Source organism: Pseudomonas sp. L13, assembly GCF_009935965.1.
GTDB classification, from domain to species: Bacteria; Pseudomonadota; Gammaproteobacteria; order Pseudomonadales; family Pseudomonadaceae; genus Aquipseudomonas; species Aquipseudomonas lactis.
Genome location: NZ_QODJ01000087.1, coordinates 1 through 18,092 on the forward strand (window position 1 = coordinate 1; position 18,092 = coordinate 18,092).

Annotated in this window: 12 protein-coding genes and 2 pseudogenes; 9 read left to right on the forward strand and 5 right to left on the reverse strand. The window is 60.2% G+C overall.

Going from position 1 to position 18,092, the window contains the following annotated elements:
- Positions 1-184: 184 nt before the first annotated feature.
- The gene (locus tag DK871_RS26555; RefSeq protein WP_178116087.1) at positions 185-1,213 is read right to left on the reverse strand and encodes a GGDEF domain-containing protein; all 1,029 of its coding nucleotides are present in this window, start codon (positions 1,211-1,213) and stop codon (positions 185-187) included.
- A 2-nt stretch (positions 1,214-1,215) separates the two neighbouring features.
- Positions 1,216-2,067: a hypothetical protein gene (locus tag DK871_RS26560; protein ID WP_003190543.1), complete on the reverse strand. Its 852-nt coding sequence runs from the start codon at positions 2,065-2,067 to the stop codon at positions 1,216-1,218.
- A 329-nt stretch (positions 2,068-2,396) separates the two neighbouring features.
- Between DK871_RS26560 and DK871_RS26565 the strand changes: the two genes are divergently transcribed.
- The 5 genes and pseudogenes from DK871_RS26565 (at position 2,397) to DK871_RS26580 (ending at position 9,293) form a co-directional block, all read left to right on the forward strand.
- A complete protein-coding gene (locus tag DK871_RS26565; protein WP_161907247.1) occupies positions 2,397-3,287 on the forward strand; it encodes a bestrophin family protein in 891 nt (296 codons plus the stop codon).
- A gap of 138 nt (positions 3,288-3,425) precedes the next feature.
- Positions 3,426-4,505 (forward strand): annotated as a pseudogene (locus DK871_RS29780) (cache domain-containing protein); the annotation flags it as partial.
- Between the two features lie 327 nt (positions 4,506-4,832).
- A pseudogene (locus tag DK871_RS29785) lies at positions 4,833-5,369 on the forward strand (methyl-accepting chemotaxis protein); the annotation flags it as partial.
- Positions 5,370-5,564: 195 nt separating this feature from the next.
- A complete protein-coding gene (locus DK871_RS26575) occupies positions 5,565-7,973 on the forward strand; it encodes a glucose/quinate/shikimate family membrane-bound PQQ-dependent dehydrogenase (protein ID WP_161907249.1) in 2,409 nt (802 codons plus the stop codon).
- A gap of 57 nt (positions 7,974-8,030) precedes the next feature.
- On the forward strand, positions 8,031-9,293 hold the full coding sequence (locus DK871_RS26580) for a carbohydrate porin (protein WP_161907250.1): 1,263 nt from the start codon (positions 8,031-8,033) through the stop codon (positions 9,291-9,293).
- Here DK871_RS26580 and DK871_RS26585 read toward each other — a convergent pair.
- The 3 genes from DK871_RS26585 to DK871_RS26595 all read right to left on the reverse strand — a co-directional run bounded on the left by DK871_RS26585 (position 9,290) and on the right by DK871_RS26595 (position 12,360).
- Positions 9,290-10,465: a XylR family transcriptional regulator gene (locus tag DK871_RS26585; RefSeq protein ID WP_161907251.1), complete on the reverse strand. Its 1,176-nt coding sequence runs from the start codon at positions 10,463-10,465 to the stop codon at positions 9,290-9,292. The genes DK871_RS26580 and DK871_RS26585 overlap by 4 nt on opposite strands.
- A 90-nt stretch (positions 10,466-10,555) precedes the next feature.
- A complete protein-coding gene (locus DK871_RS26590; RefSeq protein ID WP_034127135.1) occupies positions 10,556-10,945 on the reverse strand; it encodes a hypothetical protein in 390 nt (129 codons plus the stop codon).
- Complete coding sequence (locus DK871_RS26595) at positions 10,942-12,360, reverse strand: PAAR domain-containing protein (RefSeq protein ID WP_161907252.1); 1,419 nt, start codon at positions 12,358-12,360, stop codon at positions 10,942-10,944. Before DK871_RS26595 ends, DK871_RS26590 begins: the two co-directional genes overlap by 4 nt.
- A gap of 291 nt (positions 12,361-12,651) precedes the next feature.
- Between DK871_RS26595 and xylA the strand changes: the two genes are divergently transcribed.
- The 4 genes from xylA (at position 12,652) to DK871_RS26615 (ending at position 17,916) form a co-directional block, all read left to right on the forward strand.
- Complete coding sequence (gene xylA, locus DK871_RS26600) at positions 12,652-13,968, forward strand: xylose isomerase (RefSeq protein WP_161907253.1); 1,317 nt, start codon at positions 12,652-12,654, stop codon at positions 13,966-13,968.
- Positions 13,969-14,069: 101 nt separating this feature from the next.
- Complete coding sequence (gene xylF, locus DK871_RS26605) at positions 14,070-15,071, forward strand: D-xylose ABC transporter substrate-binding protein (protein ID WP_161907254.1); 1,002 nt, start codon at positions 14,070-14,072, stop codon at positions 15,069-15,071.
- 163 nt (positions 15,072-15,234) lie between these two features.
- On the forward strand, positions 15,235-16,779 hold the full coding sequence (gene xylG / locus DK871_RS26610; protein WP_161907255.1) for a D-xylose ABC transporter ATP-binding protein: 1,545 nt from the start codon (positions 15,235-15,237) through the stop codon (positions 16,777-16,779).
- On the forward strand, positions 16,780-17,916 hold the full coding sequence (locus tag DK871_RS26615) for a sugar ABC transporter permease (protein ID WP_161907256.1): 1,137 nt from the start codon (positions 16,780-16,782) through the stop codon (positions 17,914-17,916).
- Positions 17,917-18,092: the final 176 nt, after the last annotated feature.

The following is an 18,092-nucleotide window of genomic DNA, read 5'->3' on the forward strand; positions in this document are numbered from 1 at the left end:
CGGCATCCCTGCCGGTTTACCCCCCAAATCCCTGTCGAATTCCGGCCAGCGTGGTTTAACGGGGCGCTTAAGATCAAAAGCAGATCAAGAGCAAGATCAAGAGCGGCTCGCTTCGCATCGTGGTTAGCGTTGGCTGCTGCAATTTGGAAAGTTGTGTAGATATCTATGCACTGGACGGCAAGCCTCAGGACAAGATCGCCTTTAACAGCGCACCGTCCAGGTGCACACAGTCCTTGCCATTGCGCTTGGCGCCGTACAGGTTCTTGTCGGCCATTTTGAGCACGGCCGATAACTCGTCGCCCGGCGAAAAACGCGCCATCCCTGCACTGCAGGTGTAATGGTGGGGGGCGGGCACACTGCTGCGGATCGCCTGCAACAAGTCCAGAGCATAATCACAGGCCACTTCCACATCGTCGCCCTGCAATAACACGCCGAACTCTTCCCCGCCGATCCGCCCGAAGCTGTGGCTGCCTTTGGCGTTTTTCAGGCACAGGGCCATGGCGCGCAAAATCTTGTCCCCCACGTCGTGGCCATACAGGTCGTTTTTTTCCTTGAAACTGTCGATATCCAACATGATGAAGTAGCCGCCCTGCTCCCCGGCCAGCAACTTTTCGAAGCTCTGCATAAAGGCGCGCCGGTTGAGGATGGACGTCAGGTAGTCGGTCTCGGCCAAGGCGCGAAACTCGCTTTCCACCAGCAATACCGAACGCAGGTTCTTCAAGTAGGAGTAACTCAAGATAAACCCGATGGACACCGACGCCGCGCAGAACAGCAGCAAATACACCTCATTCCCAGCCTCTATATCCGTCTGCATGGGCGGCCATAGGATCAGCCAGATCAATAGCGCATCGACCAGATAATCCTGGACACTGATAAACAAGATGGCGCTGCCCACCACCAGGGTCACGGCCAACGGCAAGCCGTAGATACGCAACTCTTCATTCAGACGAATCAGATAGGCGAAGCCGACGGACAACAACACCATATAGATGACCCCCAGCACTCGCCAGAGCAGAAAGTTCGCGGTGGTGGCATGTACCCGGCAAACAATCAGCAGGCCGACCGTGACGGCCAACATATAAAGGTCCAACTTCAAAGCCGGCGGAATCAGGAGCATGCCGACCCAGGCAATAATCCCTACCCATTCGGCCTGGGTCACCGCAGGTGACAACAAACTGCGCATTCTGGGCCGCAACTTCAAGTTAGCAGGCATCCTTACGCTCCCATCTCAATAGCATGCAGGCCCATCGCAAATGAAAAGGCCATGAACCGCTTTACCAGGCTGGCAAAGGGTGGCAGAACTTCCAGCCGGGTTTTGGAGTGGGCTTTGAAATAACCCTTTTCAACCCCCTCCTGCACCATACGGATAATGTGGGTCTTGGACACGGAAAGTTGCTTGGCCAAGGCCAGGTAGGAAGACGACCGGAAGGTGGCGCGGTCATTCTCTGGGGCAAAGGCGTCGTTGTAGATCGCCAGCATCAACAGATGGCCGGCGTCGCGCTTCACCAGCCAATAACATTCGGGCAGCAAGACATCCACCGTCAACTCGGCCGCGAGAATCATGGCAAAACCCTTGAAATAGAGCGCCAGGAACTCGCGGTCATCCAGGTCGCGCATCTGCCGGAACACTTCCCTTTCGGGGTAGAGCAGCGCCAACGACTCAGTGAGGGCGGTGAGCATCAACCGCGCTTCGCGGCAGGCTTCATCCGAGGGTGCATACACCCTGAAGCGACTGTCTTCGGGGTGCGGCGCAACCTCCATGAAGCCCAGGGCCTGGAACAGCAAAAAGATCGATTCCAGGCTGTTTTTCGAACAATACTTGCGCGTTACGCACAAGGCTTTAACTTCTGCCAACAACGGCAGCGGTGTGGAAAAGTATTGGCTCAATAATGCAAACGACACCATCAAGCGGCTGTATTTAAGGGCACTCTTGTAGAAAAACGGTCGTCTCGAATAGGGCACGAGCAGCACGTGGTAATGCGCTCTCATGCACGATTCAAAATCCTTATGACGTTCGAGCGCTTGCGCGGTATTACACATAGCCAACTTCAACGAACTGACACGCATGAAAGAGCCCTGATCATCCAACTTGATGCCACTGATCTCAGCTACGAAATCCCTGCAGCCCGGCCCCAAAACAAATCACTTCAAAAATCCTGCCATTAATGGCTTTTTGCCTCGAACGCAATGTACAGCGATTGCCGGACAAGACGTCATCAGTACCAAAGTTGTTCCACATTCAAATGCCCCGCGACACACACTTACGCGCAACCTTTGGTTACATTCTCTCCGCCTGGCGGTTAGAGAACTAATCGATTCAGCACACTGCGAACCTTCCTTCCTCGCCGGCGTCGTAACAGGGGATTGTTGCCAACCGCCCGCCGCGAGGTTCTCGTTTGAAAGCTGCCCTTCTGAAGAAATACCGCCTGATCATCAAGACCATGGGCTATGTGGGCTGGGCGTTGTTCTGGCTGTTGTTATGGGATGTGGCAGTGACGGTGGACTTCATGCTGTTTCTCACCGCCAAGATCAATTTGCCGCTGATGCCCCTGACTTTGCTCGGCTCGGCCCTGGTGGTGCTGATCAGTTTTCGCAACAGCAGCGCCTACAACCGCTGGTGGGAAGCGCGCACGCTGTGGGGCGCGATGGTCAACAACTCGCGCAGTTTTGCCCGGCAAGTGTTAACCCTGCTCGATGACGCCCCGGGTGAGGTGAACCCAGTGAAGTCGACGCTGTTGCGCCGTCACGTGGCTTACGTCAATTGCCTGGCTGCGCACCTCAAGGGCCAGCCGTGCCCGGAGGAAGTGCGAGCCTTTATCCCCGCCGAAGAATTTGCACGCAACGGTGCCACCAATAACTTCGCCAATGACATCCTCACCGGCTCGGCGTCGTTGCTGGCGCGCGAATACCAGGCCGGGCACCTGGACAGCATTCGCCTGGCGCGGTTGGAATCAACCCTGGTAGACCTTTCCAACGCCCAGGGCGGTATGGAGCGGATTGCCAACACGCCACTGCCCTACCCTTACGTGTATTTCCCGCGGCTGTTCATTTCGTTGTTCTGCCTGATCGTGCCGGTAGGCCTGGTGGAATCCCTTGGCTGGTTCACGCCGCTGGCCTCCACCGTCGTGGGGTTCATGCTGCTGGCCATCGAACGCATCGGCACCGACCTGCAAAGCCCGTTCAATTCCAGCGAACACCAGATCCAGATGGAAAGCATCTGCGAGACCATCGAGAAGAACCTGCAGTCGATGCGCCGCGATGCCCTGGTCGGTGAGCCGATCGCCTGATTGCCCTTGCTCAAGTGCCAACACCCTCGGCCGATATACCGAGGGTACGCATGGCCTCGCCTCTCACAAAAACGCCTGCGACACGCAGCACTAATTTTTCTCCCCTTGCCAAAACTATAAATACCCGCGGGTGAAGTCATGAATATCAAGCAGAAGCTGACATGGGCGTTTGCGGCCATCGCGTGCGTGCCGGTTATCCTGGTCGCCGTTATCGTGGTGCTGAATCTGCGCGAGGGTGCGCTGGCCAACTTCCTCGACAGCAGCGGTCGCGAGATCCGCCAGATCGACAATGGCATGCAGCAATTTTTCGATGGCATCAGCCAGAATGTCGACTTCGTCGCCAAAGACCCGCGCGTGATCGCGGCCAAGAACCTCAAGAGCTATGCCGGTGCCGATGCCGCGCAAATCCCGCTTACACCGACCAACACCGAACTGCTGGCGATTTTCGATCAGTTCGCCAAAAGCCATCCCAGCACCGCCTACCTGTCCCTGGGCCTGAGCGATGGCGGCTACGCCAGTTGGCCGGACGACGCCAAACTGACGCAATACGACCCGCGCACCCGTCCCTGGTACCAGGCCGCCATCGCAGCCCCAGGCAAGACCGTGCGCACAGGCGCCTACTACTGGGCCCCGGACGATGTGGTGCTGATCGGCACCGTGCGCACCGTCGCGGATGCCACGGGCAATGTCCTTGGGGTGGTTGGGCTGGACGTGTCGCTCAAGCAACTCACCGAACTGGTGCGCACCATCAAGCTGGGCGACAGTGGCTACCTGATGCTGGTGGAAGCCGACGGCAACGTGCTGGTGGACCCCAGCGATGCCACGCACAACTTCAAGCCCCTGGCGGGCCTGGGCGCGAACTACGCCGAACTGGCCAAGCACGGCGATGGCGTGACCGAGGTGAGCATCGACGGTGTGGCCTATATGGCTAACGTGGTCAGTTCCAAAGACCTGGGCTGGCGCTTTATCGGCCTGATCAAGCGTGACGAAGTGATGGCCGGTGCCACCCGCCTGACGTGGTTGATCGCGGCGATTGCCGCCGTATTGGCCGTGGTGTTCGCCATCGTCGGCGCCAGTTTCGCCCGTGTCATCGTGCGCCCGATTCGCGGTGTGGCCGACGGCCTGCAGGAAATTGCCGAAGGTGAAGGCGACCTCACGCGTCAGCTCAAGGTGCAGGGCAAGGACGAAACCGCGAGCCTGGCCGGCTGGTTCAACCAGTTCCTGAGCATGATCGCGCAACTGGTGCAGCGCATCGGCAATGCCTCCTCAGACCTGCAAACCGCCGCCGCCGACACCAGCGCCGTGGCCAACAATATGAACCAGGCCGCCGGCCGCCAGCGCGAAGCCGTGGAACTGGTGAGCACCGCGTTCAACGAGATGGTCGCCACCGCCAACGAAGTCGCGCGTTCATGCAGCGCCGCCGCCACGAGTGCCGATGAGGGCTATCGCGACGTGCACACCGGCCAGCAGCACATCGGTGAAGCCACCGGCAGCGTGCTCAAGCTCAGCGAAGACCTGCAAAAATCCACACAGACCATGCAGTTGCTCGAGCAAGACAGCCAGAACATCAACACCATCCTCGACACCATCCGTTCGATTGCCGAACAGACCAACCTGCTGGCACTCAACGCGGCGATCGAAGCCGCCCGCGCTGGCGACCAGGGCCGCGGCTTTGCGGTAGTGGCCGATGAAGTACGTGCACTGGCGCGTCGCACCGCCGACTCCACCGGCGAAATCGACAGCCTGCTGGGCAACCTCGCCCGCCGCACCCAGGAAGTCACCCAGCAGATGCAAGGCAGCTTGCTGGTGTCCAACACCAGCGTTGCGCGCATCCAGCAGGCCCGCGATAGCTTCGACAAGATCCGTGGTTCGGTGGACTCGATTCGCGACCAGAACACCCAGATCGCCACCGCCGCCGAAGAGCAACACCAGGTGGCCGAAGAGATCAACCGGCATATCGCGCAGATCCACGCCGACGCGCAGTTGGTGGAAGGCTTTGCGCATTCGGCGCAGACCGGGTCAGGGCGGTTGACTGATATTTCAGGCCAGCTCAATGGGCTGGTGGGGCGTTTCAAGTTCTGATGTTGTGGCGAGGGAGCTTGCTCCCTCGCCACACAGATTGTCGATTGTATGGACCACCTACTGACCACTTCAGAAGCGGCCCCCCCCCATCATCGCAGTACCTGCAACAGTCTATTGCAGGACTCAAATGTACTAACCGGTTACTTATCTTGCTAAAATCGCGTCTTTGCCCTCTCTCACTCGAGTCCATTCGACATGAAACGAGCATCGCGCGCCGCTGGCGTCTCTAGATTCTTACTCCTGGGCCTGGGCGTCGTCATCGCCCTGCTCGGCCTTGCACTCGCCGTCGGCGGCGCCAAACTGGTCAGCCTGGGAGGCTCCTGGTACTTCCTGCTGGGCGGCGTGGCCATGGCCATTTCCGGGTTGCTGATCGCACGGCGCAAGCCTGCCGGCGCCTGGTTGTTCGCCGCGTTCCTGGTGGCTACCGCCGTGTGGGCGGTGGCCGACGTGGGCCTGGAATACTGGCCGCTGTTCTCACGACTGTTCATGTTTGCGGTGATCGGCGTGGTGGTCGCGCTGGTGTATCCGTTGCTGGCCGGCAAACCGGCGCGGGGTGCCTATGGCGTCGCCGCCGTGTTGGCATTGGGCGTGGCGGTGGCAGCGGGCAATATGTTTGTCGCGCACCCAAGCGTTAAGCCCACTGGTGCGGGCCCGGGCATTACCCCAGTGGCTGCGGCCGATGCGCAGAAAGATTGGGCGCACTACGGTAATACCGAAGGTGGCAGCCGTTTCGCCGCGCTGGACCAGATCAACCGCGACAACATCGACAAGCTCAAAGTCGCCTGGACCTACCACACCGGCGACGTGGCCATCAGCGACGGCAACGGTGCCGAAGACCAGCTGACGCCCCTGCAGATCGGCAACAAAGTGTTTATCTGCACCCCGCACAACAACCTGATCGCGTTGGATGCCGACACCGGCAAAGAACTGTGGAAGAACGAAGTCAGCGCCAAATCGGCAGTGTGGCAGCGTTGCCGGGGCATGGCGTATTTCGACGCCAGCGCGCCGATTGCCCAGCCGACCCAGCCCAACAGCTCGCCGATCCTGGCCGCCAGCGTGCCTGCCGGTGCGCAGTGCCAGCGTCGCCTGTTGACCAACACCATTGATGCGCGCCTGATCGCCGTGGACGCCGACACCGGCAAGTTCTGCGAAGACTTCGGCACCCATGGCCAGGTGGACCTCAAGGCCGGCCTGGGCAATGTACCGGACAGCTACTACCAACTGTCCTCGGCGCCGCTGATGGCCGGCACCACCGTGGTGGTCGGCGGCCGCGTGGCAGACAATGTGCAGACTGATATGCCCGGTGGCGTGATCCGTGGCTTTGACGTGATCACCGGCCAAATGCGCTGGGCGTTCGACCCAGGCAACCCTGAAGACAAGCAAGCCCCGACGGGCGACGCCACCTACGTGCGCAGCACCCCGAACAGCTGGGCGCCGATGTCTTACGACCCACTGATGAACACGGTCTTCCTGCCGATGGGCAGCTCGTCCACCGATATCTACGGCGTGGAACGCACCCAGCTCAACCACAAATACGGCGCTTCGGTGCTGGCACTCGACGCCTCCACCGGTGCCGAGAAGTGGGTCTACCAGACGGTCCACAACGACCTCTGGGACTTCGACCTGCCGATGCAGCCAAGCCTGATCGACTTCACCCCGCCAGGCAGCGACAAGGCCGTACCGGCCGTGGTCATCGGCACCAAGGCCGGGCAGATCTATGTGCTCGACCGCGCCACCGGCAAGCCACTGACAGACGTGCAGGAAGTGCCGGTCAAAGCCGCGAACATTCCCAACGAGCCGTATTCTCTGACCCAGCCGAAATCCGTGGGCATGCCGCAGATCGGCGCGCAAACCCTGACCGAATCGGACATGTGGGGCGCGACGCCGTATGACCAGTTGCTGTGCCGCATCGACTTCAAGGGCATGCGCTACGACGGCCTGTACACCGCGCCGGGCACCGATAAATCCCTGAGCTTCCCGGGCTCCCTGGGCGGCATGAACTGGGGCAGCATTTCCACCGACCCGGTGCACGGTTTTATCTTCGTCAACGACATGCGCCTGGGCCTGTGGATCCAAATGGTGCCGTCGCAGAATAAGGCCCAGGCCTCTTCCGGCGGTGAAGCGCTGAACACCGGTATGGGCGCCGTGCCGCTCAAGGGCACGCCGTATGCGGTGAACAAAAACCGCTTCCTGTCGGTGGCCGGCATTCCGTGCCAGGCGCCGCCATTCGGCACCTTGACCGCCATCGACATGAAGACGCAAAAGGTCGCCTGGCAAGTACCGGTGGGCACCGTTGAAGACACCGGCCCGCTGGGTATCCGCATGCACCTGCCGATCAAGGTAGGCCTGCCCACCCTGGGCGGTACGCTGTCCACCCAGGGCGGCCTGATCTTTATTGCCGGCACCCAGGACTTCTACCTGCGCGCCTTCAACAGCGGCAATGGCGATGAAATCTGGAAAGCCCGCCTGCCCGTCGGCAGCCAGGGTGGGCCGATGACCTACGTGTCGCCCAAAACCGGCAAGCAATACATCGTCGTCACCGCCGGCGGCGCACGCCAGTCCACCGACCGCGGCGACTACGTGATCGCCTACGCCCTGCCGTAACTACCCTCTGTTCGCGCGGTGCTCCGGCACCGCGCTTTGTGTTTGGAAATATCCCCCATGACCCCTACTCCTCATACCGCCTGGCGCCTGGCGCTGGGCCTGGCCTTTGCGGCCGCCCTGCCCGTTCAAGCCGACGACACCACCCTGACCGGCGACTGGGGCGGCCTGCGCCGCGAACTCGACGCGCAAGGTGTGCGCTTTACCGGTGACTACAGCGGCGAGACCGCCTACAACGCCCACGGCGGCCAGCACCGTTCGGCGCGCTATTCGCAAAACCTCAAGCTCGGCGTGCAGTTCGACCTGGGCAAGCTCTACGGTTTCACCAACGGCGACCGCATCCAGTTGACCCTCAACGACCGACGCGGCAACAGCGCCTCCGAAGACCTGGCGGGCAACCGCCTGCCGATCCAGGAAAACTACGGCGGCCTCTACACCCGCCTCACCGAGCTGAGCTACGAGCGCACGCTGTTCACCCCGGCGCTGAACCTCAAGCTGGGCTATATGGCCATGGGCAATGACCTCGGTGGCCTGGACAGCGGCATCCTGTGCAACTTCATGAACGCCGGGTTCTGCGGGCATCCGCTGAACATGTCCGGCGGCAGCGGCTGGGCCAACTACCCGAACGCGCACCTGGGTGCCCGGGTGAAATACGACTTTTCGCCCAACTGGCAACTGCGCGTGGCGGCATTCAATGTCGACCCGTCCAGCAACGGCAACTCCAGCCGCGCCTGGCACCTGGGGCCCAAACACACCACCGGTACCGTGGTGCCCATTGAGCTGATCTACAAGCATGCGGGCGCACTGCCCGGTGAATACAAGCTCGGTTATTACTACGACAGTTCCGATGTAAAACGCATTGGCAGCAACAAGGACGTCAGTGGGCGTGGCGGTCACTACCTCTTGATCGACCAGGCCGTGTGGGCCTCACAATCATCCCAAGGCCGCAGCCTGCATGCCTTCGGCCAATACTCCGCCGCCAGCCAAGCGGCCTCGCCGTTCACCAAGTGGTATGGCGCGGGCGTGGTGCTGTACAAACCGTTCGAAGGTCGCCCACGCGATACCGTTGCCCTGGGCTACGGCCGTGCGGTGCCGAACCCGCGCAGCCGCGATGTACAGGAGTTGGCAGCGTTCAACGCCGGCACGGCCTATCCCGACCTGGACACCGCCGAACAGCTGATTGAACTCAGTTATGGCTACCAGGCCACGCCTTGGCTGACCTTGCGCCCGGATGTGCAATACATCATCGAGCCGGGGGCGTTTTCCGGGGAGAGCATCGACAATGCGCTGGTGCTGGGCTTGCAAGTCAAAGCGGTGTTCTAGCTCGCGCCCTGCTGATACTGACGCGGCGTACAGCCAAATTCGCGGCGAAACACCGTATGCAGGTACTGCGCAGAGGTGAAGCCGCAGCGTGCGGCAATGTCGGCAATAGCAAGGCTGTGGTTTTCAAGGCCCTTGGCAGCAGCGGCGAGTTTGAAGCGCAAAATCTCATCATGCACGCTGCAGCCTCGCGCCTTGCGAAAATGCGCTTCCAGGGACGAGCGGGAAACGCCGACATAAGCCGCGACCTGATCGGTCTTGATGCCCTGGCAGGCGTACTGGCGAATAAACAACAAGGCCTGCATCACGTAAGGGTTGCCCAGGGGCTGATGCAGGCTGGAGGCTTGCACGTTAATGGCGTCCGGCGGCACCAGCACCTGGGTGCCCGTGCAGGGTTTACCGTGCAACATCTGATGCAACAGCGCTGCAGCGGTGCGGCCCATGGTCTCCGTGCCCTGGATCACCGAACTGAGCGGCACCCGCGTGAGCGTGCGGGTCAGCGGGTCGTTGTCGATACCGATCAACGCCACCTCCTCCGGCACCGCAATACCCGCCGTCAGGCAGGCTTGCAGCAATTGCCGAGCGCGGGCATCGGTCACCGCGATAATGCCGATAGGCTTGGGCAAGCTGTGCAGCCAGGCAATCTGCTGCTCCACTGCGCTGTCCCACAACGGCGCACTGGTGCCCAGGCCGCGATACACCTCTACCTGCAAGCCATCGCGCTGCATCAAGCGGCGAAAAGCTTTCTCACGCTCCTGGGCCCACCGATTGGCCTGGGCTTCGGGCAGGCTGAAACAGGCAAACCGCGTCAAACCCGCCTCCACCAGATGCTCGTAGGCCAGCTTCATCAGGGCATGGTTATCGGTGGCCACATAGGGAATGCCCTTGGGGTACTTGCTGACATCCTCATAGGACCCGCCCACCGCCACCACTGGAACCCGACTGCCGGCCAGCGCCTCGCCAATCAGCGGGTCATCGAAGTCAGCAATGATCCCATCGCCCTGCCAACGCTCGATACCGCGCAGACGGCAGAGAAAGTCTTCTTCAAGGAACAGGTCCCAGGATGCGCGGGTGCTGCTCAGGTAGTTGCCAATGCCGGCGATGATGCCGCGGTCGTAGATTTTGCTGCCGTTGAAGAGCAAGGCGATGCGGTGAACGGGCGGTAGGGTTTTCATTGTTTTTGTCCTGGGGCCGGTCGGTGCAGATGAGTGCGCAGAGGTTTGACTGATCAGGATAGCGGGCCTCGGAGGAGGCCCGCTTTGAGGTCATCTAAATCTAAGCAGCACAACCACGACACCCATCCAAATACAGGCAACTATCATCATTGCCAAATCGATAACTAAAAGTCGCTTCAGGTACGGGGGAAACTTCTCGATGTCGACTGGATCAACCTCGCCCATAATGATAGAGGCCCTTGGCCAAACCACCATTCCGGCGATTTTCGACATTTCCAAGAGAGACCAAATCAAACCGCGCCTCCCCAAACTTGTCCCCCATATGTACATATAACGACTATTTTTTAGAGCCTCCTTCATGGCTTCCAGATGACAGTGAGTAAGGTAAAGGCTAAAAGCAAGGCCAGCAGCTGCAAGCAGAATAGGGCCTCCGGCAAAGATAATCGCAACCCAAGGTGGCCAAGTATCGATGTTAGTCATGGTTGTATTGCCTCGTAGATCTTTTCACCCACGTATTCACCACCTTGACCACCGTAGGTGGTACCTGCCCATGCGCCAGCTCCTACTAAAGCCGCGACGCAGACCACTCCCCCTATTCCCGTCGTAACACCCAGTGCCAAGCAGACTGAGCCGCCTGTCGCACCGGCTAACGCTCCTGCTCCCACACCAAAAAATGTAGCGCCTGCGAATTTCCCGCCTTCAGTGAACTTAACCCTCTCACATGCAGCTCCAGAATCAGCATTACACACCTGCTCAATAGCCAGCAACGAAGACACTCCGCCAAGGCCTATACCGATATAACCACCTGCCTTCATATACTTCGTTGCACGACTGACCGCCTCCACATGAGCGGCATACCCCGGGATCTGTCCCGGCCCACCCGCCTTGTCCCAGTGATGCACCAAGCTGCGACTGGAAATTCCAAGGGCCGTTTTCAACTTGGGGTGATCGCCCAGCGTTGTTTGTCCTCGCAAGCGGGTGGAGTTGAGCAGATGAGCATCCAACTGGTTCATCAACCGTTGGCGATCAGCGAAGAACTGCGGTGACCTAAGGTGCCCGTGCTGCCGATAGCTGTCCTGATGCAGACGCTCCATGGCCTGCAGCGTGTCGCGCAAGTTGCTCAGGTGCTTTTCCATCACCACTGCGCTGACGCCGAGCCAGGTTGAGGTATGGCCGATAAATCCAGCGATCTCGGCACCGTGGCGATAGAGAAAGTCAGCCTCGTCCGGCGTCAGTTCATCCAGTGATGCGCTGACGTGTTGTGCAGCCTGCATCAACTGAGCTTCTTCATACGTGCAGGAGGTGTTTTTCGGATCGCTGAGCACGATCATCGAACCAGCTTTGACGTGGCCTGTGTTGGGATTCAGCGATTGAAACTTACGCATTACAGCCGGGTCGAGCGTCGGAAAAAGTGTGGCTTCCAGCGCCTCGCGGCTCATGCTTTTAGGCACGATATAAAAACCTGGCTCCTCGCCTAGGAGCGCTTTAAATGCGGCAAATGCGGATTGGGGCGACTCACTTGGCGAGGTGGAGGTGCGTTGAGAGGGGGTCGTCCAGTGGGGCGTTGGCTGGACCGGCTCAGCGGCCAGTCTATTGGCGCTCACAACCGAGCCACCTCTGCTGTGGTACTTGCCGAGTAAGACCGAAGGAATCAGCTCGGCTTTACAGGAACAGCCGCTGTAGCTATCCAACGTACCGGCTATAAGCCGGCCATTGCTTTGCATGAAGGAAATGCCGCCGATGATTTTGTACGTTTGCCCATCCTTGCCACAGGTGACTGGGTCACCTTCGCACGCACGAAGACTGCCATGCATATGGGTCCTTTGATCTCCGTCCAGCACTTGGCCGCCGCAACTGGTTTTATCACCTTGGCGGACGAAATAACCTACGCTCATTTTTTTGCCCCTTATCCATGTTTTTTGGCCGCACTTCCCTGCTCGTCTCGATAAGAAAACTGACGCGTAACGCCTTCCGAGGTAAACGAGCAAGAGCAAGTCAGCGGCACACCAAACCTTGAAGAGGCATATCCCCACCGTAAAGTCAGACGTTTCCCTAAATCCTGTACTCCCTGAGCCGTTCTCAGCCCTTCACTCAAAATCGCACTCCCCTTTGGTGATTTTCATAATCAGCCGCCCAAGCACCATTGCTAGTATCCAGACACCGCCCAGAACAATAAGGAAAACCCCATGCCGTACTTCCCCGGTGTCGAGAAGGTGCGCTTCGAAGGCCCTGCCAGCACCTCTGCCCTCGCGTTTCGTCACTACGACGCCAACAAGCTGATACTCGGCAAGCCCATGCGTGAGCACCTGCGCATGGCCGCCTGTTACTGGCATACCTTTGTGTGGCCGGGGGCGGATATGTTTGGGATGGGCACGTTCAAGCGCCCGTGGCAGCGCAGTGGCGATCCAATGGAGGTGGCCATCGGCAAGGCCGAGGCGGCGTTTGAGTTTTTTTCCAAGCTGGGCATTGACTACTACAGCTTTCACGACACCGATGTGGCGCCCGAAGGCAGCTCGCTCAAGGAGTACCGCAACCACTTTGCGCAGATGGTCGACCACCTGGAACGCCATCAGGAACAGACCGGCATCAAGCTGTTGTGGGGCACCGCCAATTGCTTCAGCAACCCGCGTTTTGCCGCTGGGGCTGCGAGCAATCCGGACCCAGAGGTGTTCGCCTTCGCCGCCGCCCAGGTGTTCAGTGCGATGAATGCCACGCTGCGGCTCAAGGGCGCCAACTATGTGCTATGGGGTGGCCGTGAGGGTTATGAAACCTTGCTCAACACCGATCTCAAGCGCGAGCGTGAACAGCTCGGACGTTTTATGCGCATGGTGGTGGAGCACAAGCACAAGATCGGCTTTACGGGTGACCTGTTGATCGAGCCAAAGCCCCAGGAGCCGACCAAGCACCAATACGATTACGACAGCGCCACCGTGTTCGGCTTCCTGCATGAGTACGGCCTGGAACACGAGATCAAAGTGAACATCGAGGCCAACCATGCGACGTTGGCCGGGCACAGTTTTCATCATGAGATCGCCACCGCTGTATCGTTGGGGATCTTCGGCAGTATCGACGCCAACCGCGGCGACCCGCAGAACGGTTGGGACACCGACCAGTTCCCCAATAGCGTCGAGGAAATGACCCTGGCCACCTATGAAATCCTCAAGGCCGGCGGGTTCAAGAACGGCGGCTATAACTTCGATTCCAAGGTGCGCCGCCAGAGCCTCGACGAGGTGGACCTGTTCCACGGGCATGTCGCGGCCATGGATGTGCTGGCCCTGGCCCTGGAGCGTGCGGCGGCGATGGTGCAGGACGACCGCTTGCAGCAGTTCAAGGACCAGCGCTATGCCGGCTGGCAGCAGCCATTGGGCCAGGCGGTGTTGGCCGGTGAATTCAGCCTGGAGTCATTGGCTGAACATGCCTTTGCCAACGCGCTGAACCCGCAGGCGGTGAGTGGGCGCCAGGAGATGCTTGAAGGCGTTGTGAATCGGTTTATCTATCGGTGACATTTGCACGACAAATCTCTGCACAGAGCGTCGAATGACGCTCTAGAGTTCAACCCGCACCACGCTGTGTCTTTCCAACAACAATAAAAGGACGCACCACCATGAAGTCATTCAAACCTGCCCTGCTCGCCGCAGCCCTGGCACTGCTCGCCCTGCCGGTGATGGCCGCCCCTGCGCACCCGAAAATCGGCTTTTCCATCGACGACCTGCGCCTGGAGCGCTGGTCCCGCGACCGTGATTACTTTGTCGCCGCCGCAGAAAAGCTCGACGCCAAGGTGTTCGTGCAGTCTGCCGACGCCAACGAACAGAAGCAGATTGCCCAAATCGAAAACCTCATCTCTAGAGGCGTCGATGTGATCGTGATCGTGCCGTTCAACGCCACGGTGCTGACCAACGCAGTGGCCGAAGCCAAGAAGGCCGGGATCAAGGTGGTGTCCTATGATCGCCTGATCCTCAACGCTGACATCGACGCCTACATTTCCTTCGATAACGAAAAGGTCGGCGAGATGCAGGCCAGCGGCGTGTTGCAAGCGGCGCCCCAGGGCAATTACTTCCTGCTGGGCGGCGCGCCGACGGACAACAACGCCAAGGTGCTGCGCGAAGGTCAGATGAAGGTGCTGCAACCGGCCATCGACAAAGGCGATATCAAGATTGTTGGCCAGCAATGGGTCAAGGAGTGGAACCCTACCGAAGCCTTGAGCATTGTCGAAAACGCCCTGACCCGTAACGACAACAAGATCGACGCCATCGTCGCCTCCAACGACGCCACCGCCGGCGGTGCGATCCAGGCCCTGGCTGCGCAGAAGTTGGCGGGCAAGGTGCCGATCTCCGGCCAGGACGCTGACCTGGCGGCGATCAAGCGCGTGATCGACGGCACCCAGACCATGACCGTGTACAAGCCACTCAAGCTGATCGCCAGCGAAGCGGCCAGGCTTTCAGTGCAGTTGGCGCGCAATGAAAAACCCACCTACAGCTCGCAATACGACAACGGCAGCAAACAGGTCGACACCATCCTGCTCACCCCGACGCCCCTGACCAAGGCCAATATCGACGTGCTGGAGAAGGACGGGTTCTACACCAAAGAGCAGATCGCCGGGCACTGATGACTGCCTCGATAAAACCTCGCCCCCTGTAGGAGCGAGCTTGCTCGCGAAAAACGTCAACGATAATGCGCGCTTCCTGGATAAACGCGGCGCTCTCGGGTTTTTCGCGAGCAAGCTCGCTCCTACAGGGGTGGGGGCCAGCCTATTTGTGTGAGCCTTTCCCATGTCCGACTACCTGCTGAAAATGAACGGCATCGTCAAAAGTTTTGGCGGTGTCAACGCCCTCAACGGCATCGACATCAAGGTCAAACCTGGGGAATGCGTGGGCCTGTGCGGTGAGAACGGTGCGGGTAAATCCACCTTGATGAAGGTGCTCTCGGCGGTGTACCCGCACGGCACCTGGGAGGGCGAAATCCTCTGGGATGGGCAGCCGCTCAAGGCCCAGTCTATCCGCGAAACCGAGGCCGCCGGGATTGTCATCATTCACCAGGAACTGACCCTGGTGCCCGACCTGTCGGTGGCCGAGAACATCTTCATGGGCCACGAACTGACCCTGCCCGGTGGGCGCATGAACTACCCGGCGATGCTGCACCGCGCCGAGGCGCTGATGCGCGAACTCAAGGTGCCAGACATGAATGTGGCGCTGCCGGTGTCGCAGTATGGCGGCGGCTACCAGCAACTGGTGGAGATCGCCAAGGCCTTGAACAAACAGGCGCGCCTGTTGATTCTTGACGAGCCTTCCTCGGCCCTGACCCGTGGCGAAATCGAGGTGCTGCTGGACATTATCCGGGGCCTCAAAGCCAAGGGCGTGGCCTGTGTGTACATCTCGCACAAGCTCGATGAAGTGGCGGCGGTGTGCGACACCATTGCAGTAATTCGCGACGGCAAGCACATCGCGACCACCGCCATGGCAGACATGGACATCCCCCGGATCATCACGCAGATGGTCGGCCGCGAAATGAGCAACCTCTACCCCACCGAGCCCCATGATGTGGGCGAGGTGATCTTCGAGGCGCGTAACGTCACCTGCTACGACGTCGACAACCCCAAGCGCAAACGCGTCGACGACATCTCCTTCGTGCTCAGGCGCGGTGAAATCCTCGGCATCGCCGGCTTGGTGGGCGCCGGGCGCACGGAGTTGGTGTCGGCGCTGTTCGGTGCTTACCCCGGGCGCTACAGCGCCGAGGTGTGGCTGGAAGGCCAGGTGATCGACACGCGCACGCCGCTCAAGTCGATCCGCGCCGGGCTGTGCATGGTCCCAGAAGACCGCAAGCGCCAAGGCATCATCCCCGACCTGGGCGTGGGCCAGAACATCACCCTGGCGGTGCTCGACACCTACGCGCACCTGACCCGCATCAACGCCGAAGCCGAACTGGGCAGCATCGACCAGCAAATCAGCCGCATGCACCTCAAGACCGCCAGCCCATCGCTGCCGATCACCAGCCTCTCCGGCGGCAACCAGCAAAAGGCCGTGCTGGCGAAAATGCTGATGGCCAAGCCCAAGGTGCTGATCCTCGACGAACCCACACGCGGGGTGGACGTGGGCGCCAAGTATGAGATCTACAAACTGATGGGTGCACTGGCGGCCGAAGGCGTGTCGATCATCATGGTCTCCTCGGAATTGGCCGAAGTGCTCGGCGTGTCCAACCGCGTGCTGGTGATTGGCGACGGCCAGTTGCGGGGGGATTTCATCAATGACGGGCTCACCCAGGAACAGGTGCTCGCCGCTGCGCTCAGCCATAACAATAATGATCGGAAGACCGCGTAGATGAACCAGGTCAAACACCTATTTACCCGCTACAAAATGCTCGCGCTGGTGATCGCCGTGGCGTTCATCTGGCTGTTTTTCAGTTGGCAGACCGAGGGCGGTTTTCTCACCCCGCGCAACCTCTCCAACCTGCTGCGGCAGATGTCGATCACCGGCATATTGGCGTGCGGCATGGTGCTGGTGATCATCAGCGGCGAGATCGACTTGTCGGTGGGCTCGCTACTCGGATTGCTGGGTGGGCTGGCGGCGATTCTGGATGTGGTTTATCACGTACCGCTATTGACCAACCTGAGCCTGGTGGCGCTGTGCGGCTTGATGATCGGCTTGGCCAACGGCTACATGACCGCTTACCTGCGCATCCCGTCGTTCATCGTCGGCCTGGGCGGGATGCTCGCGTTTCGCGGGATTCTGCTGGGGATTACCGGCGGCACCACCATCGCGCCGGTGTCGCCGTCGCTGGTGTATGTGGGCCAGGGGTATTTGCCCCACACCGTCGGTATCGCGTTGGGGGTGTTGCTGTTTGCCCTGACGCTGTTCCTCACTTGGAAACAACGGCGCAACCGTGCGCTGCATGGGCTGGCTGCGCATTCACTGCTGCGCGATGCACTGCGCGTGGTGCTGATTGGCGCGGTGCTTGCCGGCTTTGTCACCACCCTCAACCGCTACGACGGCATCCCCGTGCCGGTGTTGCTGTTGCTGGCGTTGCTGGGGGTGTTCAGCTATGTGACCCGCCAGACCGTGTTCGGCCGCCGCGTGTATGCGGTGGGCAGCAATATGGAGGCCACGCGGCTGTCGGGCATCAATGTGCAAGCGGTGAAACTGTGGATCTTCGGCATCATGGGCGTGATGTGCGCGCTGGCCGGCCTGGTCAATACCGCGCGCCTGGCGGCGGGTTCGCCGTCGGCAGGCAACATGGGTGAACTTGACGCCATCGCGGCGTGCTTTATTGGCGGCACTTCGATGCGCGGTGGGTCGGGCACGGTGTATGGCGCGTTGCTGGGGGCGTTGGTGATTACCAGTTTGGACAATGGCATGTCGATGCTGGACGTGGACAGCTACTGGCAGATGATCGTCAAGGGCAGCATTTTGGTGCTGGCGGTGTGGGTGGATGTGAGTACGCGCTCGGGCAGGCGGTAACTCGTCCGCCAACACATCATTGATCACCTGTGGGAGCTGGCTTGCCTGCGATGGCGGCCTAACAGTCGACATCTATCTACCTGACACCCCAATGATCCCACTGTGGGAGCGGGCTTGCTCGCGAAGGCGGCCTGGCAGTCAACACAGTTGGATTGTGTACATATCCATTGCTGCGG

What these genes read in the sequence shown, in the direction of transcription:
- DK871_RS26555 (WP_178116087.1), bottom strand. Translation starts at nt 1,213, where the DNA reads ATGCCTGCTAACTTGAAGTTGCGGCCCAGAATGCGCAGTTTGTTGTCA.
- DK871_RS26595 (WP_161907252.1), bottom strand. Translation starts at nt 12,360, where the DNA reads ATGAGCGTAGGTTATTTCGTCCGCCAAGGTGATAAAACCAGTTGCGGC.
- DK871_RS26615 (WP_161907256.1), top strand. Translation starts at nt 16,780, where the DNA reads ATGAACCAGGTCAAACACCTATTTACCCGCTACAAAATGCTCGCGCTG.
- DK871_RS26575 (WP_161907249.1), top strand. Translation starts at nt 5,565, where the DNA reads ATGAAACGAGCATCGCGCGCCGCTGGCGTCTCTAGATTCTTACTCCTG.
- DK871_RS26560 (WP_003190543.1), bottom strand. Translation starts at nt 2,067, where the DNA reads ATGCGTGTCAGTTCGTTGAAGTTGGCTATGTGTAATACCGCGCAAGCG.
- xylF (WP_161907254.1), top strand. Translation starts at nt 14,070, where the DNA reads ATGAAGTCATTCAAACCTGCCCTGCTCGCCGCAGCCCTGGCACTGCTC.
- xylG (WP_161907255.1), top strand. Translation starts at nt 15,235, where the DNA reads ATGTCCGACTACCTGCTGAAAATGAACGGCATCGTCAAAAGTTTTGGC.
- DK871_RS26590 (WP_034127135.1), bottom strand. Translation starts at nt 10,945, where the DNA reads ATGACTAACATCGATACTTGGCCACCTTGGGTTGCGATTATCTTTGCC.
- DK871_RS26585 (WP_161907251.1), bottom strand. Translation starts at nt 10,465, where the DNA reads ATGAAAACCCTACCGCCCGTTCACCGCATCGCCTTGCTCTTCAACGGC.
- DK871_RS26580 (WP_161907250.1), top strand. Translation starts at nt 8,031, where the DNA reads ATGACCCCTACTCCTCATACCGCCTGGCGCCTGGCGCTGGGCCTGGCC.
- xylA (WP_161907253.1), top strand. Translation starts at nt 12,652, where the DNA reads ATGCCGTACTTCCCCGGTGTCGAGAAGGTGCGCTTCGAAGGCCCTGCC.